Origin of the sequence: Desulfovibrio sp. MES5 (genome assembly GCF_002237645.1) — a bacterium.
Lineage (GTDB): Bacteria > Desulfobacterota > Desulfovibrionia > Desulfovibrionales > Desulfovibrionaceae > Desulfovibrio.
In genome coordinates this window covers 1-22031 of sequence record NZ_MJUZ01000034.1, presented here as the reverse complement: position 1 = coordinate 22031, position 22031 = coordinate 1, and the positions used below count along the sequence as shown (strand labels likewise).

At 59.1% G+C, this 22031-nt stretch carries 16 protein-coding genes and 1 pseudogene; 10 read left to right on the top strand and 7 right to left on the bottom strand.

Annotated elements, in window-relative coordinates:
• The first annotated feature begins 366 nt into the window (after nt 1–366).
• Nucleotides 367–2526: an AAA family ATPase gene (locus BCS36_RS09960; RefSeq protein ID WP_291302743.1), complete on the top strand. Its 2160-nt coding sequence runs from the start codon at nt 367–369 to the stop codon at nt 2524–2526.
• A 280-nt stretch (nt 2527–2806) separates the two neighbouring features.
• Complete coding sequence (locus BCS36_RS09955; RefSeq protein ID WP_291302742.1) at nt 2807–3487, top strand: precorrin-8X methylmutase; 681 nt, start codon at nt 2807–2809, stop codon at nt 3485–3487.
• A 55-nt stretch (nt 3488–3542) separates the two neighbouring features.
• Here BCS36_RS09955 and BCS36_RS09950 read toward each other — a convergent pair whose 3' ends face one another.
• Together BCS36_RS09950 and BCS36_RS09945 are read right to left on the bottom strand one after the other, a co-directional pair.
• Complete coding sequence (locus tag BCS36_RS09950) at nt 3543–3830, bottom strand: hypothetical protein (RefSeq protein WP_291302741.1); 288 nt, start codon at nt 3828–3830, stop codon at nt 3543–3545.
• Between the two features lie 116 nt (nt 3831–3946).
• Nucleotides 3947–4966, bottom strand: coding sequence for a hypothetical protein (locus BCS36_RS09945; RefSeq protein WP_291302740.1), 1020 nt, complete (start codon nt 4964–4966; stop codon nt 3947–3949).
• Between the two features lie 163 nt (nt 4967–5129).
• On the opposite strand from BCS36_RS09945, the gene BCS36_RS09940 reads away from it, so the two are divergent.
• The 6 genes from BCS36_RS09940 to BCS36_RS09915 all read left to right on the top strand — a co-directional run bounded on the left by BCS36_RS09940 (nt 5130) and on the right by BCS36_RS09915 (nt 15517).
• The gene (locus BCS36_RS09940) at nt 5130–6146 is read left to right on the top strand and encodes an NAD-dependent epimerase (RefSeq protein ID WP_291302739.1); all 1017 of its coding nucleotides are present in this window, start codon (nt 5130–5132) and stop codon (nt 6144–6146) included.
• Nucleotides 6143–8398, top strand: coding sequence for a peptidase U32 family protein (locus BCS36_RS09935; RefSeq protein WP_291302738.1), 2256 nt, complete (start codon nt 6143–6145; stop codon nt 8396–8398). The genes BCS36_RS09940 and BCS36_RS09935 overlap by 4 nt, the downstream gene beginning before the upstream one ends.
• A gap of 250 nt (nt 8399–8648) precedes the next feature.
• A complete protein-coding gene (locus BCS36_RS09930) occupies nt 8649–9809 on the top strand; it encodes a hypothetical protein (protein ID WP_291302737.1) in 1161 nt (386 codons plus the stop codon).
• A 13-nt stretch (nt 9810–9822) separates the two neighbouring features.
• Nucleotides 9823–13281: a UvrD-helicase domain-containing protein gene (locus BCS36_RS09925; RefSeq protein WP_291302736.1), complete on the top strand. Its 3459-nt coding sequence runs from the start codon at nt 9823–9825 to the stop codon at nt 13279–13281.
• Between the two features lie 693 nt (nt 13282–13974).
• Entirely contained in the window at nt 13975–14472 is a 498-nt protein-coding gene (locus BCS36_RS09920; RefSeq protein ID WP_291302735.1) for a C40 family peptidase, read from the top strand.
• Between the two features lie 457 nt (nt 14473–14929).
• On the top strand, nt 14930–15517 hold the full coding sequence (locus BCS36_RS09915; RefSeq protein WP_291302734.1) for a MerR family transcriptional regulator: 588 nt from the start codon (nt 14930–14932) through the stop codon (nt 15515–15517).
• 156 nt (nt 15518–15673) lie between these two features.
• Here BCS36_RS09915 and BCS36_RS09910 read toward each other — a convergent pair whose 3' ends face one another.
• From BCS36_RS09910 to BCS36_RS09900, 3 genes are all read right to left on the bottom strand, one after another.
• Nucleotides 15674–16231 carry a GNAT family N-acetyltransferase gene (locus BCS36_RS09910; RefSeq protein WP_291302733.1) on the bottom strand — a complete coding sequence of 186 codons (558 nt, stop codon included), beginning with the start codon at nt 16229–16231 and terminating at the stop codon, nt 15674–15676.
• Nucleotides 16232–16819: 588 nt separating this feature from the next.
• Nucleotides 16820–17650 carry a thioredoxin domain-containing protein gene (locus BCS36_RS09905; RefSeq protein ID WP_291302732.1) on the bottom strand — a complete coding sequence of 277 codons (831 nt, stop codon included), beginning with the start codon at nt 17648–17650 and terminating at the stop codon, nt 16820–16822.
• A 29-nt stretch (nt 17651–17679) separates the two neighbouring features.
• Nucleotides 17680–18078 carry a response regulator gene (locus BCS36_RS09900; protein WP_291302731.1) on the bottom strand — a complete coding sequence of 133 codons (399 nt, stop codon included), beginning with the start codon at nt 18076–18078 and terminating at the stop codon, nt 17680–17682.
• Between the two features lie 303 nt (nt 18079–18381).
• On the opposite strand from BCS36_RS09900, the gene BCS36_RS09895 reads away from it, so the two are divergent.
• Complete coding sequence (locus BCS36_RS09895) at nt 18382–19167, top strand: ParA family protein (protein WP_291302730.1); 786 nt, start codon at nt 18382–18384, stop codon at nt 19165–19167.
• 184 nt (nt 19168–19351) lie between these two features.
• Here the strand turns inward: BCS36_RS09895 and BCS36_RS09890 are convergent, their stop codons facing one another.
• Nucleotides 19352–19756, bottom strand: coding sequence for a hypothetical protein (locus BCS36_RS09890; protein ID WP_291302729.1), 405 nt, complete (start codon nt 19754–19756; stop codon nt 19352–19354).
• Between the two features lie 866 nt (nt 19757–20622).
• Between BCS36_RS09890 and BCS36_RS09885 the strand changes: the two genes are divergently transcribed.
• Nucleotides 20623–21576, top strand: coding sequence for a ParB/RepB/Spo0J family partition protein (locus BCS36_RS09885; protein WP_291302728.1), 954 nt, complete (start codon nt 20623–20625; stop codon nt 21574–21576).
• 347 nt (nt 21577–21923) lie between these two features.
• On the opposite strand, the pseudogene BCS36_RS09880 reads toward BCS36_RS09885, so the two are convergent.
• A pseudogene (locus BCS36_RS09880) lies at nt 21924–22031 on the bottom strand (IS5/IS1182 family transposase); the annotation flags it as partial.

Here is a 22031-nt window from a genome sequence, read left to right as displayed (position 1 = left end):
GGACCCTTTTGTAAAAGGGTCCCTCCCCCACGCCCCCTCCCCCTAAAACTTTTATTGCGGGTTCTGCTTGGAATGGGGAAACTTCTGCCTGGGATGATGGGTGGTTATAAAATTTCGACGGGGGTGCGTCCTCTGTTGGCTGAATGTTAAAATTGCGTTCTTAGCGCCAAAAACGCACCCGTTACGGCGCTGGCTGGCGCAAAGAGATAGCGTATACGCCTCCACGGCGGACGTCTGCGCATGCAGTCGCCAAAACAGCGGCTGCCTACCCTCCTTGCGCCTTCCTTGCCTCCTTCTGGCGAGAGTAACGTCAACCACACCGCCAATGGCCGCATTCAAGGTCAGGCGGCGCATCCCCGAGGCATCATGCACAAGGCACAACAGCGCATACCCGGCATCGTCATTGGCGGTACGGGCAGCAATACGGGCAAGACCACAGTCACTCTTGCCCTTCTGTGCGCGCTGGCTTCTCGAGGCCTCGCGGTTCGTGCCGCCAAAACTGGCCCGGATTACATAGACGCCGCCTTTCACGCCGCCATAACGGGCCAGCCCGCCGCCAATCTGGACGCATGGATGTGCCGTCAGGCCCCTGCGACCCCATCTGAAAAACCGTTCACAGGCGGCAAAGGTCTGCCCAAGGGCCTGCAAAACGTATTCGAGCGCATGGCGGCAAGCCCCTCCGGCACTGGCCGCACCCCTGACATGCTGCTGGTTGAAGGCGCCATGGGCCTGTATGACGGCGGTCACGCCGGTGCTGGCAGCACGGCCCACCTGGCGGCACTGCTTGATCTGCCGATTCTTCTCGTATGCAGCGCAGCCGGGCTCGGACAGTCCGTGGCCGCCCTGGTGGAAGGCTATCTGCGGCATAAACCGCAATGGCTGAACGCCAAAAGCACGCCGCCGCGCTTTCTGGGCATTGTCTGCACCCATATAGGCAGTCCGCGCCATGCCGAAATCATTTTCGACGCCCTGAAACCGCTGGAAAAATCAGACAACGTCCCGCTGCTGGGCCTGCTGCCCCGCAAGGGCGCGCCTGAACTGCAATCGCGCCATCTTGGCCTTGTGGAGGCCCGCGAAGCCCTGCCCGCACTGGACAGGGCCGCGCTGACCAACTGGCTTGAAGAGCATTGCCGCCTGGACGCCCTGCTCAAACGGGCCGGGGTTGCCAACGCTCCATGCCGAAAGATCGCGGATGACAGCCCGGAAAAAGCAGACAAAAAACGTGCCTGCCAGCGCGGGGACTCGTGCGAAAGCAAGCGCAGGGGAAAATGCCGGGACAAGTGCGCAGATAAGTGCGCGGACAAGTTCGAAAACGAGTGCGACGACAGCTGCGGCGCGAGGATGGCAGGCGCAGCAAAGCGGGACTTGCGCGTGCGCGCCCCCGGCGGCACTGCGTCTGCGCTCACCGGGAATCAGGCAAGTGGTGAAACGCCTGCCACGGCAAGTCAGGCGATAGCTGCCCCCTTCGTGGACACGTCAGATGCCGCTCTGGCAACCCGGTTTTTTCCTCCGCGCCAGTCGGCCTCGACTACTGTCCGCAACACCGCAATACAGGCAGACATTCAGGAACACCGCGAGGATACGACAAACCTTTTCGCTCAGAACTTTGCCACGGTTGCGTCTACAAAAGCGCGACCAGCGCGGGGCACTGCCCGCCCCCTCATAGGCATGGCCTGGGATGCGGCTTTCAGTTTCTGCTACGCCGATCTGCCCGCCTTGCTGGCGGAACTTGGCGCGGACGTTGTGCCTTTTTCTCCCCTGCGCGATGACGCGCCGCCACAGGGCTGCACCGGGCTCTATTTTCCCGGCGGCTATCCCGAACTGCACGCCGAAGAGCTTGGGGCCAACCTCCCCATGCTGCGGCGCTTGCGGGCGCTGGCGCAGAAAAGTCTGCCCATATACGGCGAATGCGGCGGCTATATCTACCTCATGCGCTCTCTGCGCTTGGAGGGCCAGCCGGAACTCCGGGAATACGCCATGGCCGGGCTTTTGCCCCTGCGCTGCGTTCTTGGCAAAACCAGGGCGGCTCTGGGCTATCGTGCCGCCCTTGCCCTGCCCGGCTGGCCTGAACGCGCGGCCCGAGCTGCCCACCCTGTCCAACCGGATCAACCTGGCCGCCCTGACCACCCTGTCCGCTTTGACCCGTCAGCGCTTTCTGCCTCGCCATCAATTTTTTCGACCATGCCATCCACCGACAGGCAGACTGACGGCTTCACAATGATCGGCGAAGAAATGACAGCCCCCAAGCAAGGCGGCCCTGCCCGCATGAAAACAGCTGCCGCAGGCAAACCCGGCTCCAAACCCCTCTGGGTGCGCGGGCACGAATTCCACTATGCCCGTGAGGATGACGGGCCGCTGCCGCCCCACTGCGCGCCCCTCTGGCAACTGCACGACAGCAAGGGGGCTTTGTTGCGTCAGGAGGGTTGCCGCTGCGGCTCAGTTGCCGGAACATGGCTGCATTGCTACCCTGAGGGTTCGCGCACCTTCTGGCGGGCCTGGCTCAAAACGGCCACGCCCCTGTCCTAGCACAAATTAACTTTGAGAATATAATTCTCAAAGTTTACGGCACGCTCGCTGCGGCGCTTAACAGCGCAAATAAACAGCGGTGCTGTCTTCGTCCGTAGCGATGCTGTCCTGCCCCGTAAGACGATCCCGTCAACGGTTCAGACAAGTCCTGCGGGCAACGGCTGACGCTGCGCTTACGCCTTCGCTGCGGGCCACTGCTCACGCACTCGCCTGAGCAATTTCAAAGTGAAAATGTTCTAACCACGCGGTCGGACTTGCTCCCGGCCTGCCGAGGCTCAACATGACGCACGATACTTCAGTGGAACTGGATTCCGCCTGCACGCCGCAGGATATAGAAAACCGTTCCTTTGCCATCATCGATCAGGAGCTGCCGCCGCCGCGCCCCTTTGAAGGCCCGCTTTGGCAGGTGGCCCGCCGCTGCATCCACACCCTTGGCGATACGGACATTTTGGGCGACCTCAGGTTGAGCGCCGAAGGCCTTGAGGCTGGCGTAGCAGCCCTTTTGCGGGGCTGCACGGTCTATACCGACACGCGCATGGCCGCCGCCGGGCTGCCCATGCGCCGTCTGACGCCTCTGGGCGTCACGGTCACGCCCATCATGGCCCTGCCGGGGCTGGACGAGCTTGCCCGCGCCAAAAAAACCACACGCTCCCGCGCCGGGCTGGAATCCCTCGCCGGGCAGATGAGTGGCCATATCATGGTTATCGGCAACGCCCCCACGGCCCTGCTGGGGCTGCTGGACGTGCTGGATCAGGGCGCGCCGCCTCCGGCCCTCATCGTGGGCATGCCCGTGGGCTTTGTTAACGCGGCGCAATCCAAGGAACTGCTGCGCCGCAGCCCGTGGCCGCACTTTACCCTGCTTGGGCGCAAGGGCGGTTCCGCCGTGGCCGCGGCCTGCGTCAACGCGCTGGCGGATCTGGCCCTGGAGCAGCGAGGATTAGGAGAATTGGCGAAACTGTAAATAGCGCCTTCGAGACCTGCCATGGCCCAGGGGTAAACTACTTCTTTTTTCGGCTTTAATGGCGGCCATCGGGCGAACATAAAAGAATAACGTCGCTTTTATGCTGCGGGTTTGCGGTGAAGCAGATATTGCTTTTTGCCCTGCGGGTACGACAGCGTTCCTTTTTTCTCGTTTGGACGCCTGCGCGGCGCGCGCTCAAGGAGGATAGAAACTGGGCCTGTTCTTTGAACGTGAGCTTCTGTGCCCGCAGGACACAACACATCCACCTTTCAGAGGACAAGCCCCGCTTTTCTTCTTCCCGTAGCGCCAGCACCGCAAAATCCATCACCACGTCGCCCGCCACGCAGGCGACACAAAGAAACAAACCTTGAATTGAAAATCAAAAAACCCGGGTAAAGCCTACGTTCAAAACGTCGCTTTACCCGGGTTCTCGAATTTATACTAAAATTTGCGCGCCAGTCAGTTCTTTCCAGCCGCCGCGCCGTCATCAGACCTGCTTTCAGGCTTTTCGGGCGTAATAATTACAGCGTCTGTTATTTCTTCTTCATCAGCAATAGTGCCGTCGGATGCGCCAGTTCCAGATTCATTTGACCCGTTCGCGCCTCCTCCAGATGCGTTTGGCCCGGAACTAGTTGCTGACGGCGGCGCCGCCTGCGCGTCCGCATCAATCACGGGGGGCAGAGCCGCCTGCGCGTCCACCACACGGGCCTCGCCCAGGGCAAGGCGCTGCTCTTCGCTTTGCGGCAGGGGGATACAGTTCTTGTCTACCAGCACAATGCCTGTGCGCTCCAGCACCTCGCGGCGGTAGGCGAACTCCTGCTGCATGCGGTGGTGGCGGTAAACAAAAAGGCGGTGCACAAGGTAGCACACGACGATCATGGCCGCCAGGCTGCCCGCTATCCAGGGAATATAGGGCGTAAGTAATTGGCCCAGCCCCACAAGCGCCGTAAACGCGCCGTCCACAAAAAAGAGCGCCGCGCCGAGCAGCAGAATGCCCAGCAGCACGACCACAGTGGGCGCGTTGCGAATAATGGCGTAAAATCGTTGCAGACGTTCGGGCACCTGATCCGCGTCGCTGGAAGCGCCAGTGGGGCCGCCGCCATCCGCGCCGCCCAGATCGCGGGCCTCACGCCCAAGAAAGCGCGAAACCCAGGTTCCGGCAAGATGCACTATCAGTATGAGCCCCACAGGGGCAAGAATGGCGGCCAGCGCCCAGCCAAGCCAGGGAAAGCGCGCCAACGGCGGGCCGCCCGGCACGTCGGGGGCGGCATGCATGACGCCGTAAAAAAAGGCTACACCGCCGACCACCAGCTCCACAAAGAAAATGGCGATCATAAGGTATATAAGGGCGTCTTTGTACTGCCCCGCATACCACGGCTGTCCGGACACGGGGCGCTTCTTGGCGGAACCGCTTTCCGCCTTGCCGCCCGCTCCGCTGGAAACTGTTGACTGGCGCTCTTTTTTTTCGTCTGTCTGCATGCTTACCTCTGGTTGCGCAGCATACTTTGCCGCAGCCCATCCCGCAAGTCCCATACCCGCCATTAAGCTTATTCGCGCGCAAAAGCGCGCATCCTCGCGTCCTCTGCTTGCCCACGGGCGGCATCTGTCTTACTTTGTCCGCAGACAACTTCAGGAGTGGTATATGCACGTTCTGGTAACTGGCGCGGCAGGCTTCATAGGATATCATCTGGCCGCGCGCCTGCTGGCCGATGGGCACAGCGTTGTGGGCGTTGACAACTGCAATGATTATTACGACGTGCAGCTGAAAAAAGACCGTCTGGCTCAACTGGCCGCCCTGCCGCAGGCCGGAAACTTTCGTTTTGAACACCTCGATATGGCCGACGGCCCCAAAATGGCCGCGCTTTTCGCCCGTGAGGGCTTCAGCCATGTGGTAAATTTGGCCGCGCAGGCGGGCGTGCGCTACAGCCTGATCAATCCCGAATCTTACCTCAGCGCCAACCTTGTGGGCTTCGGGCACATTCTTGAAGGCTGCCGTCAGAACAAGGTCGGGCACCTGCTCTTTGCCTCTTCATCCTCGGTTTACGGCCTCAATACGGCCCAGCCCTATTCCGTGCGGCACAATGTGGACCACCCTGTCAGCCTCTATGCCGCCACCAAGAAAAGCAACGAGCTCATGGCGCATGCCTACAGCCATCTCTACGGCATCCCCTGCACCGGCCTGCGGTTTTTCACCGTCTACGGCCCGTGGGGGCGGCCCGACATGGCCCTGCACCTTTTTACCACAGCCATTGTGCGCGGTGAACCCATCAAGGTCTTCAACCAGGGGCATATGCGGCGCGACTTCACCTATATTGACGACATAGTGGAAGGCGTTGTACGCCTGCTGCCCCTGGCCCCCGGCCCGGACCCGTCCTTTGACCCCGCCGCCCCCGATGCGGCGACCAGTTCCGCGCCCTGGCGCATATACAACATCGGCAACAATCACACCGTGGAACTCAATGATTTCATCGCCACCCTTGAAGACGCCCTGGGCATGAAGGCGCGCAAGGAAATGCTGCCCATGCAGCCCGGCGACGTACAGGCCACCTGGGCCGACATTAACGACCTCTCCGCCCTTACGGGTTTTTCGCCCGCAACGCCTCTGCGCGAAGGCATTGCCCGCTTTGTGGAATGGTATAAAGAGTATTACAAAATATGAACGACATCCCTATCATTACCGACGCCCCCACCCCGACCCGGCCCGAAATTCTCGCGCCCGCGGGTGACACGCCCTCCTTTCTGGCGGCCCTTGCCGCAGGGGCGGACGCCATCTATCTGGGGCTCAAGCATTTTTCGGCCCGTATGCAGGCTGAAAACTTCGGCTTGACCGAACTTTCGCGCCTCACGGACCTGGCCCATGCGGAAAGCGCACGCGTGTATGTGGCCATGAACACCCTCGTCAAGCCTGACGAGCCCGCCGCCGCCTATCGCCTGATCTCGCGCCTGACCACTCAGGCCCGGGTGGACGGGCTCATCGTGCAGGATCTCGCCATGATTGATCTGGCGCGTCAGGCCGGTTTTGCGGGCGAGCTGGCCCTTTCCACCTTGGCCAACGTCACGCATCCCGGCGCTCTTGTGGAAGCGAAAAAGCTCGGGGCCAACCGCGTAATTTTGCCGCGCGAGCTTTCCATTGATGAAATCCGCCTCATGGGCGAGGCCTGCCCAGAGGGGCTTGATCTTGAACTCTTCATCCACGGCGCGCTGTGCTACTGCGTTTCGGGGCGTTGCTACTGGTCCAGCTATATGGGCGGCAAAAGCGGCCTGCGCGGACGCTGCGTGCAGCCCTGCCGCCGGGTGTATCGCCAGGGCGGCCCTGCGGCCCAGGCGCTTGTCCGCAATGCGGAACGTGAAGAGATGGACCGCGCCCGGCAGGAACAGTCGCGCATGGATATTGCCCGCAAAGACCGCAGGGGCGGCTCCGGTCGTGACCGCGACGGGCGCGATGGCCGTGACGGGCGCGACAGCCAGTTCCGCAGCCGCAACGAAGCAACCGCTTTTGCCCAGGGCCGCCGCTCCGGCAGGCAGGCATCGTTGCGCTCTCCGGGCCGCAAGGAACACAGCGGACGCTGGTTCTCCTGTCTTGACCTTTCGCTGGACGTGCTGGCCAAAACCCTGCTGGACATCCCCCACCTTGTCTCCTGGAAGATTGAGGGCCGCAAGAAAGGGCCGCACTACGTCTACCATGTGGTGACGGCCTACCGCATGCTGCGCGACAATCCCGGGGACCCCAAGGCCCGCAAGACAGCCGAGGAAATTTTGCAGATGGCGCTGGGCCGCCCCGCCACGCGCGCGCGCTTTTTGCCGCAGAAGGACAATATCCCCACCTCCCCCGAAGGCCAGACCAGCTCCGGCCTTATGGCGGGCAAAATCCGCATTGAACAGGACGGCAGCGTGGTGCTCAAGCCCCATCTTGAACTGCTGCCTCAGGACTATCTGCGCGTGGGGGTTGAGGACGAACGCTGGCACGCCACCCTGCCCGTAACGCGGCGCATTCCCAAGGGCGGCACCCTCATCATCCGCCTGCCCAAGCACAAGACGCCCAAGGCGGGCACGTCGGTATTTCTTATCGACAGGCGCGAACCTGAGCTGATGCGCATTCTCAAAGGCTGGCAGGCGCGTCTTGACCAGCTGCCGGGCCGCCAGAGCAAGGCTGTGGAATCCAGCCCGCGCATGCCTGCGCCTGTGAAGGCCAGGCCACGGCCAGACATGTACGTCCGCTCCACCATTCCGCAGGGCAAGGAGATGCGCGGCGGCAAAAACCAGCTGCAGGCGCTCTGGCTGTCGCCCCGCAGCGCCGACATCTCGCGCACTATGGTTTCGCGCATCTGCTGGTGGCTGCCGCCCGTTGTGTGGCCCGGCGAAGAAGAGGCTTTGCAGCGCAGCATCAGTCGCCTCTGGCGTGACGGCGCACGGCACTTTGTCTGCAATGAACCGTGGCAGCGCGGCATGTTCCCCGATTCGCTGGACGAGGACGCTGACCTGCTCGTGGGCCCCTTCTGCAATGCGGCCAATGCCCCGGCGCTGGGCGTCTTGGCGCGTATGGGCTTTACCGGGGCCTTTGTCAGCCCGGAACTGCCCCGCGAGGAAATGCTCGCCCTGCCAAAGCAAAGTCCCCTGCCCCTCGGCGCGGTGATTTCCGGCTTCTGGCCCGTGGGCGTCAGCCGTTTCGGCCTTCTGGGCGTCAAACCCAATGAGCCTTTTTTGAGCCCCATGGGCGAGCCTTTCTGGGCGCGGCAGTATGGCGGCAATATCTGGATATATCCGGGCTGGCCTATGGATCTTACCGCCAAACGCCAGGAAATGGCCGCAGCCGGGTACGGCTTCTTTGCCCATATGCAGGAGAATCCGCCAGCCAGTCTGCCCGAGATGAAGCGTGAAAGTCTCTTTAACTGGGACGGCGCGCTGCTGTAGCGGCGCATTTTGCGCTCCCGTTTATGAAGGACGAGGAGCGGTCACAGTGCTAGCATGGGGCATGGCGTGCAGACGGTCTGTACGCCATGCCTTTGCGCTCTCATTTCAGGCGCGGCACAGTTGCCGTACCGCTGGCTTTGCATTTTGCCCTGAGCAGCACGACGGCGGATACAAACATTTCCGCAACCCGCAAGTATTTTTGCGCCGTGAGCATGCGCGGGAAATCGGGCTTGCGGATGTGTGATGGACCATGCAGGAAACCCTGTCTCAACATATCATCGAAGCGCGCGAGCGCTTTCCACGAGGGCTGGAGCAGCCCGAGGGCAGCCTGCGCTTCGGCGCGGACGCTCTTCTGCTGGCCGCTTTCGCCGCGCGCCACTTGCCGCCGGATAAACGCGGGCCGGACAAACACCCGGAAAAGCGCAGGGATGACGCGGCAAACCCTGGCCCCACTCTTGTGGCCGAGCTGGGCTGCGGCTGCGGGGCTGCCTTGCTGGGCCTTGCCATGCTGCGCCCGGAAATTCGGGGTCTTGGGCTTGAGCGCGAAAATCCGCTGGTTCTGGCCGCAGAGGGCAATGCCGCGCGGCTTGGGCTCTCGGACCGTCTGCGCTTCATTGCCCTTGACCTTGAGGACGCAAAGGCTGTGGCAACCCTGCCCGCGCCAGTCTGGGCGCCGGGGCTTTTGCCAACAGAGGCTGCGGCGTTGACGCTGCCCAATGGGGAAGAAGATCGCCAAACAGACGCCGTATGCGCAGGCATTGCACTACCGTACGCAGTGCAGCCGGACAATACCCGGCGTCCCATTACTCAACCGGACGCCGCGCAGCCTGGCATTGCGCAACCTGCCAGCAACAGGATGACCGCTGTTCTGGCCAATCCCCCCTATGACAGGGGGGGCCGCCCTTCCACAAGGAACATGCGAGAACGCGCCCTGCGCACGCCTACAGGCGCAAAAAGCCACAAAACGGCCCTCGATGCCTTTTGCAGGGCTGCGACCACGCTCCTGCGCCATCAAGGCCGTTTTTTCTGCATTTATGATGCCCAGGCTCTGCCACGACTGTGTGTGGCTTTGAATGCCGTCAGGCTGGGCGTCAGGCGCATTCTGCCGGTGCAAAGCCACAGGGATGAACCTGCCCTGCGAGTGCTTGTGGAAGCCCGAAAAAACGCCGCCCACGATACCGTGCTGGAAACGCCGCTGATCCTGCATGATGCGCCTGCCAATAACGTGTCTGGCAGCAACGTGCCTGCCAGCACCGCGCCACATAACAACGTTCTCTGCGGCAGTGATCCTTTGGACAGCAGGCCCAATGGCGGAAAACCTCTCTGGTCTGCGCAGGCTCTGGCCTTCTGCCCCTGGCTTGGCGACGCAGATTCCCCCCGCACTGCCGACAACGCTTTCACCGCACTATGACAAAGAGCCGCATATGAACTTCATAGCCGACCTGCATATCCATTCCCGTTTTTCCCGCGCCACCAGCAAGGCGCTCAACGCCCGCCATCTGGCCGCATGGGCGCGCTGCAAGGGTATAAGCGTCCTGGGCACGGGCGACTTTACCCACCCCCAATGGCGTGCTGAACTTGGCGAGCAGCTTGAGCTTGATGAAGCCAGCGGACTCTACCGTCTCAAGGGCGAGCCGGAACAACTTGACGTCATGGCCGGGGGCGCAATGCAGGGCGGCGACGCGCAAGGCCCGCTCTTTATGCTCCAGGCAGAGGTCAGCTCCATTTACAAGCGTCACGGCAAGGTGCGCAAGGTGCACAATCTCATCTTTATGCGCACCCTTGAGGACGCGGCCAGACTTTCGCAACGCCTTGAGCAGATCGGCAACCTGCATTCCGACGGGCGGCCCATCCTTGGCCTCGATTCGCGTGATTTACTCGAAATCATGCTGGAATGCGCCGAGGACGCCGTCATGATTCCGGCTCACGTCTGGACTCCCTGGTTCGCGCTTTTCGGGTCCAAATCCGGCTTTGACCGTCTGACAGACTGCTACGGCGACCTTTCGGAGCACATTTTCGCTCTTGAGACAGGCCTTTCTTCTGATCCTGACATGAACCGCCTTGTAAGCCAGCTTGACGGCTACGCGCTCGTATCCAACTCTGACGCCCATTCGGGAGCCAACCTTGGCCGTGAGGCCAATCTTTTTGACGGTCGGCCCTCCTATGAAGGCATGTTCGCGGCTCTGCGGGCTGCGGCGCGCCGTCAACCGCAGGACAGTCTCGACTGCCGTTTTCTCGGCACTATGGAATTCTACCCGGACGAAGGCAAATACCATCTGGACGGGCACCGCGCCTGCAATGTGGTGCTTGAGCCGCGCGAATCACGCGCGCTTGGCAACATCTGCCCTGTTTGCGGCAAACCGCTCACTGTGGGCGTGCTGCACCGCGTGTGGGAACTGGCCGACAGGGAGGAACCCGCGCGGCTCGCACTGGAGCCCGAAGCGCGCCCCCTCATTCCCCTTGCCGAGGTTGTGGGCGAAATTGTGGGCGCGGGCGTTACGTCACGCAAGGTTCAGGAGCGGTACGGCAGACTGCTGCGCGAGCTTGGGCCGGAACTGGATATCCTCTGCCGCATGCCTGAGGCAGAAGTGCGCGCCCATTGGGAGCCTTTGGGCGAAGCCGTGGCCCGCATGCGACGCGGTCAGGTTTTCCGCCAGGGCGGTTATGACGGCGAGTACGGCGTTGTGCGCGTGTTTACGCCCGAAGAGCAGGCCGACATTCGCGGCGCAGGGCGCGGATCCTTGCCGGGCCTCAAACCAGGCAGGCCGCGCAAGGCTTCCGGCGCTGACGCTGGCGCAAACACGGCGACTGACGTCAAGGTACGCCAGAAAAAGGCGTCTTCCGTCTCCATGCTGGACCTCATGAAAGAACGGCCCTCCCAAAATACGGCCAGGCAGGTTGAAAAACAGACCGCGCAGCAGGCTGCCGTCGGCTTCAGCGAGGAGCAGCAGACCGCCCTCACCGCTGGCCCCGGCCCGGTGCTCGTGCAGGCCGGCCCCGGCGCTGGCAAAACGCGCGTGCTCATTGGCCGTATGCAGCATTTGCTGGATCAGGGCATCCCACCCGACAGGCTGCTCGCGGTAACGTTCACGCGGCGCGCGGCCAATGAAATGCGGCAACGTCTCACTGCCGCCCTGCCCCTTATGCGCAGTAACCTGCCCTGCTGCGACACCATGCACGGCATTGCCTGGGGCCGCATGCGCGCGGCCATGAAGGCGCAGGGGCGTGAATGCATGCTGCTTGGCGACGATGCGGCGCAACAGTTCTTCAGGGCCGCCAATCCCCAGCTTGCTGTTCGTCAGGCGTCAGAACTCTGGCGTCAGCTGGCTCTTGCGCGCGAATGCCAGCGTCCGCTTGACGACCAGTCCGCCGCCCAGGCAGCGACCCTGTATGCCCAGCGCAAATCTGAACGCCCCGGCCTGCTCTACGTTGACTATGCCGATCTTCTTGACTGGTGGCTTGAACACATAGCTGCCATGCCTCCTGATCAGCTGCCGCAGCACGTGCTTGTGGACGAGGTGCAGGACCTTTCGCCCGTACAGCTTGCAATTATCCGGCGCTTGCTGCCCGGCGACGGCAAGGGATTCTTTGGCATTGGCGATCCTGACCAGGCCATTTACGGCTTCCGTGGCGTATCCGGGCAAAGCGAGGGTAGCCTGCGGGTCGTCTGGCCGGAGTTGTCGGTATTTTGTCTTGGCCGCAGTTTTCGTTCCAGTCAGGACGTGCTGAACATGGCGCGCAGCCTGCTGCACCATAAGGGGCAGTGCGGGCCACTTACGGCAGCGCGTCAACTCAGCGCCCAGTTGCGTCTTTTTTCGGCCCCGGATCAGCAGGCCGAGCTTCGCTGGATTACCCGCCGTGTGCAGGCCTTGCTCGGCGCAACGGCCCACACCCTGCTTGACCAGCACCTGAGCAGCTCCGAGGCGCACGAACTGGACGGCACGCTCGCTCCGGGCGACATTGCCGTGCTGGTGCGGCTGCGGGCGCAGATCGCGCCCCTGCGGGCCGCTCTTGAACAGGCGGGCATCCCCTGCGCCGCCCCGGCTGAAGACGCCTTTTGGCAGGATGCAGCCTGCGCGCGTCTGCTGGCCATGGTAGCGGCCCATTGCGGATTCGACCCACTGGCGCAGAGCCTTGCGGGCGCGAACGAACAGCAGGAAGGGCCAGCCCGTGCAACGCCGGCAGGTACGGCAGAGACTTCTATTTCTGCTGTCGCGACCAGCGCGACGGATTCGCCCGGCATGGCTGAGTTGCCTGCACTGTCCGCGATCCCCTTTGCTGCCGGTTCTTCACTGCCCGCGCCGGAAGCTCTCGAGCCTTGGCTCAAACGACAGCTCTGGGCTGGCGAACCCCTTGTGGCAGGCCGCGCCTGGCGTGACCTCAAGCGCGCCTGGAAAACGCACGGCAGCTGGCCGGAATTTCTTGGCCACCTTGGCTGGCTTCAGGAGGCGGAAATGGTCCGCGGCAAGGCCGAGTATGTGCAGATCATGACCATGCACGCTTCCAAAGGGCTTGAATTTCAGGCCGTATTTCTGCCTGGTCTTGAAGATGGCCTTTTGCCCTTGCGCAAAGACCGTCTGTTCGCTGCTGGAAGCAACGGCAATACCGCCCCTGAAGACCAGACGCCTTCTGCCCCTGTTGCGCCGCAAGCGGATGAAGATGAAGAACGCCGCCTGCTGTATGTTGCCCTGACACGGGCAGCGCGAGCGCTTTTTGTAAGCCACAGCGCCCGGCGCACCCTGTACGGCAAAAGCCTTGCCCTGCCGCCTTCGCCTTTTTTGGAGCAAATACGTCAGTTCTGCCGCCAGAGCGCCCTTGCGGCCCACAAGCAGACTCAGGCGCGCCCCCTTTCCCTGCTGTCCGACCCTGATGAAAAAGAGTGAGCTAGCGGTGCAATGAAGCACTGCTCGTTGCCTCGCTGCAGGTTGAGCAATGCTTTTCTACTTATTTTCGGGGAGGGATCCTTTTGCAAAAGGATCCCTCCCCAACATTCCTATCCCTAAAATCTTTATTGCCTTGTTGCGCACTGCAATGAGTTTTCTGACCCCAGGCAGGGACTTCAGCATCAGCGCCTTTCTGGCGCCGCTCCACCCCACTGCTTTCTGATCCTGCGTCTCTTTGGCCTTTTGCCTTGCAGCAGACGATTTGCCTCTGAAGCCGGACAGAGGCAAAAACACCCACCATCCCGTTATAGTTGTGCATACGTTGCCAGTTTTCTTGCCCGGGTACTCCTTTCGGCGTATGCCACTCATTCAGTCTGCCCTGACGAACGTCCTTTGGTGACTGGTCAGGCTCCCGGAGAAAGCTTTTGCCAGCACAGGCATGGACTCGGCCTGGTGATTTGCCGTCGAAATTCAGACGCTTTTGCTAGTCTAGCCGCACTATTGTCTTTTTTTACTTTTCTAAACATTTTCTAACTGCTGTTTTACTGATATTTTTTAATAATTTTAGTTAATTGGCATACATTATGCTAAATAACTGGGTAGAATTGAAAAATTTGCCCACAGTTGGCGGAATATAGTGGATACACAAAAATTTGCCCGAACTGTCAGCAAATTGCGTGTATGAGGCTTGCAATGGAACGGACATCAACACCATCACTACGCATCAGCCCTCTGGCCCTGCTGGCTCTGGCCAGTCTTTTGCTGCTGGCTGGCTGCGGACTCTCGCGCCCTGTGGATAACGGCCCCATGCCGGAGGACGCGCACAAGGTGGTGCGCACTGCCTACGCCCAGATGGGCAAGAAGTATCGCTCTGGCGGAGCTTCACCGCAAAAGGGCTTTGACTGCTCAGGGCTGATCTGGTGGGTCTACAAGCAGAATGGCTACAAGGTTCCACGCATTACTGTTGACCAGGCCAGCGCCGGGTATGCCGTGCCCAAGAATCAGGCTCGCCCTGGCGATATTGTGGTGTTTCGCACTGGCTCAAGCCCGCGCGGCCTGCATACCGGCATTTATGCTGGCGGCAACAGCTTTATTCACAGCCCGCGCAGGGGCGAAAAGGTGCGAATGGAAAGCATGGCCATCCCCTACTGGAGCAGCAAACTTATTGCTGTTCGCCGTGTCGTGCGCTGAATCGTACAGCGCTGCTGAAACTGTCTGAACCACCTGATGCTGCCCTTTTTTTGAATCAGCCGCGTTGCCAAGATGGCAATGCGGTTTTTTGTTGCAGCAAGCGCAAATTTACGGTGTAGATTCAGCCTATTATGTGAACAGCAATGGACAGTCGCTGGCGATTTTGAATTCAAGATCGTGCATGGACTATGGCATCATGGCTGTTTCATCCAAATCTTTTCAAGCCGGTCGGTGTAATGGTGTTGCGAATGACGGCCTAGGGCTTTGGAAATTTTTTGTTTCTTGCTTGCCATTATTGTTGTTTTAACGTACTCGTGGGAAAATGCGCAGCGTAACTTCCTTGTTGCGGATATAACCTGCCCTTCCCTGGCATTACTGCCACCCTTATTATTCTGATCGCGCACGCCAGGCAACAACGCAACATGATCTCAGCATCACGCTGCCGCCGGGAGGACACATGGCGCGCAAAACAGCCATTGGCGAAAGTCTGTTAAGCATTGCGGACATATCCCGCCATTTTTCCCTGCCAGAATCTACCACCCGCTATTATTGCAAACGCTTTGCACCTTTTATTCCCAGTGTAGGCGACGGCAGGCGGCGGCGGTATCGCCGCGAAACGCTGGACGTTATAGCCGCCATTCTGGAGCAGATGCAGCGATCACGCACGGCCGCCGCTGTTGAAGACGCTCTGCTCGCGCGCTTTCCACGTAATGCGCTGACCTTCACCGACCATCAGCCAATTCAGGCCGTACAGGCCCCCACACAGGACTTTTTTCCATCAGCGGCACTGCAACTGATGGAACGCCAAACCACCGCTCTTGAAGGGATTGCGCAATTGCTGCACCTGGTTGTTGAGCGACTGCCTGCCGGTTCTTCCCTCCCCGCTGCCGAAACCCAAAATGCGGAATTGCGACAAGAGCTTGATACCTTGCGCCTTCTGCTGCATTCATCTGAAAAAACGCAACAGGCTGATCTTGAGCAGTTGCGGCAATGGATGGGCCGCATGATCCGCAGCAAAAGCACCGCTCCTGGTTCCGAAGGCTGATTTCAACCGCGGCTTGCCCCTGCCGCACACGGCTTCCCCTGTACAACGCAAGCGCTCTTTTCTCCGTTATTGTACTGCGATATGCGCTTTCATCCTGGTAAATCCGCAATAGTCGGATCCTTGTTGAGCGCAAGCGGCAACAACGCAAGCTACTTTTCAGGCTTTGTCCTTCTCAAAACCTCTCTTCTTTTCCATCCAGACAAGCCGCACTCCGGGCATGACCTCCGCCTCCTTAAATGCGCGGTACCCTGCTTTTTCATACAAAGCTACATTGCGATGGCTTTTTGCGCTTGTGAACAGCTCATAGCGGCTTTGCGCACACGCTTTTTCAATGGCGGCAAGCAATCGCGTGCCAATACCCTGCCCTTGAAACCCCGGCTTGACCATCAGCCTACCGACACGGACCGTTGCGGTTTCGATTTTGGCCCGCACTGAACCCACAATCTCACCATCATCCATTACCGCCTTGAGCATGACGAGGGCCGCAAACTCCTGTTCAAGGTCAGCAAGAGTTTGCGTCATGGGCGGAATTTCATAATTGCCCACAAGCCTGGCTTCACTTTCAAACGCTGCTTTCTGCAAGGCAAGAATGGCTGGCAGGTCCTCTGCTTCGACGGAAAGAATTTTCATGCGACGTCTCTTTTCATGAGATTTCTCTTTTTTTGTTGATAACCAAACCAAGGGACCTTCGCAATGACACATGCCGGGCTTCATGCCAGCATGTTGCTTCAAGGCACGCATGGCGTTCACAGCAAGTTGCGTGCATACCCCGGCCTGTTATCGGTGGATGCCGCCCAGGGCGCTTACGCGCACAATCCCAAATTTGTTCTGTCGTTGCAGTGCTCGCTGAATTGGTCTGCTGGATCAAGGAACTCTTGATCCAGGCACACACTGAGGCATCCAAATACTAGGGAAGGGATTGCCTCTGTGCTCTGCTGCTTTTCTACCATCACACGCATTTTCCTGCTCTCGATGGTTTATGGGGCTTGCCTTCCCCAAACCCGGGGCTTGAACACCTGGTTTTTATTAATTGCTGCGTTACACGCCCGCGCACGCGCTCGCACCTGCCAGGGTAAGCCCAGGTGCAAGCTCCCCACGTGCCTTATGCCCTCACGCATTCGACTCTGGGGGCATGCATAGGGCATCGGACATCAGCGCCATCCAAATGTGTCAGGTTCGGAGGACAGGCGTCAAACACTGCATCAGTTAACGCAGACAGTCAGGTAAAACCAGACGCATGCTCATAACAAAGGCTCCACACCGGGAGATGTGGAGCCTTTGACAGTTTTTGTCAGCAGACCTCTATTTGGCTGAATTGCCTTCGGCCTTGGCCTTGGCCATATCAATCGCCTTTTTGAAGAGATCGGGCGGCAGTGCGCCGCGCACCACAAGATCATTGACGAGAAAATACGGCGTGCCTTCCACGCCGAGTTTTTGCGCGTCCTGCTGATCTTCGTTCATGATGTCCGCCACTTTTTTGCTGTGCACGTCCTTGGCAAGCCGCTTCATATCAACGCCAAGGTCCTGGGCGGTGGTTTTCAAAAAAGCCTCGCCATCGGTCACGAGCTTGTCGCGTCCAGCGAACAGGGCGTCATGAAACTTCCAGGCTTTTTCTTCGCTCTGCTGTGCGATGGCAAGAAAATACTTTGACGCGATGCTGGCCGGGCCTTTGTCATCCAGAGGCAGGTTTTTGAACACGAGGCTCACGTCCTTGCCGTATTCCTTCAAAAGGGCGCTCACCGTTCCTGAAGCCTGCTGGCAAAAGTGGCAGGTAAAATCTGAAAAAGCCACGATGCGCACCTTGGCGTTTTTGGAGCCCAACACAGGGCGGCCCTCAAGCTTGACCGACTTGGGCGTCTTCATTTCCTGGTTCCACTGCGCTTCAAGGCTACGCTGCCTGCGCATATTGGAACCCTGCTGGGCTATGTCCAACACGGCTTCGCTGTTTTTGCGCAACACGTCCATCACAAGATCTGGGCGTTCCTGCAAGAGCTTTTCCAGCATTTGCGCAAGATTTTCATCAGTGACCTGCACTGGTGCGGCTTCTGCCCGACAGGGAGAGCAGGCAAAAAGACCACCCAAAACCACAAGCGCCACAAGGGCAACCAAACCTGTTTTTTTCCACATCTTCATACTAAAATTCCTCACGCCCTTGGGACGAATCAGTTTACGCCGCCCTGCTCCGCCTCAAGGCGGCGCTGGGTGGCGGCATCTTCAATTTTAAAAAGCAGCTCGTCAAGGTCGACCGGCTTCATGAGGTAGCCAAAAGCTCCCTCGCTCATGGCCTGCACCGCCAACTGCATGTCGGCATGGCCGGAAAGCAGGATAACTGGGGTTGCGGGCCAATGCTGATGGATTTTTTGCAGCGCGCTCATTCCATCCATAACCGGCATTTTCACATCCATTATGACAACGCTGTACGCTTCCTGTTGCATGGCATCCAGCGCCAACTGACCATTAGCAGCCGTTGTGCACTCATACCCTCTGCGACCCAGGCGCTTTGCCAGAATGCGCGTGACGTCCTCTTCATCATCAACCAATAGGATTTTTTTTGACCCCATACGAACTCCACCAAATAATGTCTTTCTTTACAAGCTCGCGTATTTTAGCGCCTAACAGGCGGCCCGAGCAATAGACATGTTTGCATTTTCATAATTTTTTTGCAATTTGGCGCTATATTTTTTTTACAACTTGACGCTGCCTGTACTCTCTTTTACAACCATCAATGTGCTCCGCCTCAAGATTTTCATGAATGTTTCATGTGAAACGTTAAAAAATCTGAAAACACGCCGCTCTTTTTACCTACGTATCGTATTGGGTGAACAGCAAAATCACACCACTGCCCATTCGGGCGGGAGGCATCAATGGCTCGCATAATATCCATTGCCAACCAAAAAGGCGGCGTGGGAAAAACTACCACGGCAATCAATCTGTCAGCGGCCCTGGCCGTTATGGAAAAAAAGGTGCTGCTGGTGGACTGTGACCCACAAGCCAACAGCACGAGCGGTATTGGCCTGCAACAGGACCAACTGCACGGCGACCTGTACAATACCTTTTATGAACCTGAACAGGTACGCCAAAATATTGCAAAAAGCCGTTCGCCCTTTTTGGATATTTTGCCAGCAAGCACAAACCTTGTGGCTGTTGAACTGGAACTCGTTGACAAGATGGCACGCGAGTTCTACCTCAATGAATGTCTCAAATCTGTACAAAAAGACTATGAATATATAATACTTGACTGCCCTCCTTCACTGGGCCTTTTAACGCTGAACGCATTGTGCGCATCGCGTGAACTGCTGATCCCGCTTCAGTGCGAATTTTTCGCCCTGGAGGGAATCGTCAAGCTTTTACAGACGTATGAACAGGTGAAAAAGAGGCTTAACCCCGAACTTTCACTTCTGGGCGTGGTGCTGACCATGTACGACACCCGCAACAGGCTCACGCGGGAAGTGAAAAACGAAGTCCGGCGCTGCTTCCCCGACCATCTTTTTGAAACGGTCATTCCCCGTAACGTGCGGCTGTCGGAAGCGCCAAGCCACGGCAAGTCCATCATTCACTATGATATCAAATCCAAGGGGGCCGAAGCGTACCTTGGGCTTGCAAAAGAAGTGGTGCTGCGCCGCCCCTCTAAAAAATCCGTGCTGCAATAGCTGGCTGCACCTTTTTGGCAGAGCATCCGCTCGCTGCTATCTTGCGGGCAAAGGCGGCACTGCGTGCCGGCACTAACGGGACTACGTCGGCCGGCCCAGATGAGAACCCCCCAGGGCGAGGCGCTCACAGGCCCCCTCTACAGATGCAGAGCTTGAGAGCGCGCCCCCTGGCAAAGATCGGGCCCTACCCTTTCGGGGTGCTGTGTTCGACCGCCATATGGTCCCGAAAATGCTTCTGCCTGATGGTTGTGCCGCAGCTCTTGCAAAGGAAGACAAGCAGACCACCGATATTGGCGTTGGTCAGAATAAAGGGCTGCGCGGAGTCTGCACGCCAGTCAGCGGTTTCTGCGCCGCAATGGGGGCAGGCCACAGCGGGAGAATACGGGTACTTGAAGTCCCAGAACTGCTGTAACTGCTCAAAACTTTTCAGCGGCCCCTCGGCCTGAACCAGCGGGCTGGGCGCTGCAGTGGCTTTTAATTGCGCGCCAATCTTGGGCTCGACCAGTTTCCAAAGCTTCAGCGAAAGCTGCACTGCTTCAATATTGCCTTTGGCGTCAGTAAGATAGCGTAGTTCAGGATGATCAAACATTGGCATGTCCTTTATGCCTGTGAGCAACATCAGGCAGAAATTTTAAGGTAACAGCATAGCCCGCCCGCAGTTGCCCTCGCGTGCCGAGCACTGGAAATTTTGTAGGGCTGGGTGCCAGCACCGTGACGCGCACAGACCGCCTTGTCAAGGCGACTGTGCATAAAAGGCTGCAACAAAAAGGCTTGTGGCAGCCCGGCGCAAACCGCAAGCGCACCAAATCCGACGCGACGGCGGCTCGCCAAAAGCCCGCTGCCGAATGGCTGCGGACGGCACGGTAGTACAAGTACAGCACATGGCGATGCTGTTAGCGCTACAGCCAGTAGCCAGCAGGTAACGCCAAAGCTACAGCGCCTATGGCCTCCGTCGGCGGGCAGAGCCAACGCCATGAGGGCTCGGGCACAAAACCTGTGCGCAGGGTCAATGCCCCTCTTTGGAGCAGCGCGCAGCAGCTATGGGCAGGGCTAATGCCTCCGGGGCTATGGCGCAGCATCTATGGAGCAGGGGCAACGCCTCGGGAGTTATGCGCGACAACTAGGAGCAACATCCGCAGCGCGCGAGCATCCCTGCATCCCGGGCCGCTCCGCGCAAACCCGCAACGGCGCTTCGCACCCATTGGTATGCTTCGAGGAAAAGCGAGGTGTATATGGCGGCAGCGGAACGCAACGGCGTACTGCGAAAGTCCCGGCATGCCCTCCCCTTCGGGGACGGAGGCATCAGGGGCCAGATGCGCTGACCAAGCGGCATATCAACATACGGTTTTTTATGGTCAAAGGGCTGCTGCAACGAACAGCGCAGAGATCAAGGCTTTATCTGATTGCGAGTACAGCACCCGCAAAACCGGGCGCGCGAACATATGAGGTGACACTATGAGCGGCAACAAAAAGGGACTGGGCAGAGGACTGGACGCACTTTTCAGCGGATCAGAACCGCAACAACAGCAGCAGGAAACCGCAACATCCTCACTGCCTCTCACGGCCCTGAAGCCTAATCCTGGTCAGCCCCGCAGGCATTTTGACGAAGAAGCGCTGAACGAACTGGCGGCATCAATCAAGACACAGGGCATCATCCAGCCCCTGCTTGTGCGCCCACTCCCCGGCGGCGACACCTACCAGATCGTGGCGGGCGAGCGGCGCTGGCGGGCTGCGCAGATAGCCGGGCTTGCCCAGGTGCCCGTGTACATCCGGCAATTGAGCGATAAAGAGGTAATGGCAGCCGCGCTCATCGAGAACCTCCAGCGCGAGGATCTCAACCCCATTGAAGAAGCCGAAGCGCTGCAAGCCCTGCGCGAGGCCCTCGACCTGACGCAAGAAGAGCTTGCCTCACGCCTTGGCAAAAGCCGTCCGGCTGTGGCCAATTCCTTGCGCCTGCTGCAACTGAGCGCCGCCGCAAGGAATGATCTGCAGGCGGGGCGCATAAGCGCGGGTCACGCCCGTTGCCTGTTGGGCATTGACGGAGAGGACGCGGCAGAAGCATTGCGCCTGCGTATCCAGAGTCACAACATGACAGTGCGCGAAGCTGAGGAGGCTGCCGCATTCTGGCGGGGGCACTCCACCCTGCCCTGGCAGGAAGCGCAGCACGAAGAAAAGCAGGGCCCCAAACCGGCAAACCAGAGAATTTCACGCAAAAAAAGCCCTGCTTTCAGGACATTGCAAAAAAGTCTGAGCACCGCTCTGGGTTGCCCGGCCAAAATCAGCGGCGACGAAAACGCTGGACGCATTGCTCTGAACTACAGCAGCAAGGAAGAACTGAGCATGCTTCTGGATAAGTTCGGCCTTGCCCTTGATAATGAGCAGATTGATGACGAGCAGATTGCGGAATAATTCCGCCGCCGGGGTTGCGCCCTGCGGTAGCGCATAATCTTTCCACGCATGAGCTGAGAACAATTTACCAAACAAAACGGCGTGATACGCCTTGACAGCATTTTTTACACTGTAATACGCAGGGCTGCTTCTGGCATGAACGCCGCTGCCATGTGCAGCGGAGCAAAAATATAAGGCAACACGTCGGTTCGCAATGCGGACTCACGTGTTGCCTTTAAAATACACAATAACCTTTACTATACGAATGTACCGACAGAACGGTACCAGCTCCGAAGCCCCGCATCAGACCAGAAAACTCATTCTATACAGGAAAATACAATAAGAGTTTTAGATAGTGTCTACACGAGTTATGATAAAAGTTTCAGCCACAGAGCAATGCACCGTATTCGCACGGCAGCAGCGAACGCTGCGAGTGTTTTTGCATACCTAGTAGCAATGCCTCGCCACCTCTTCAG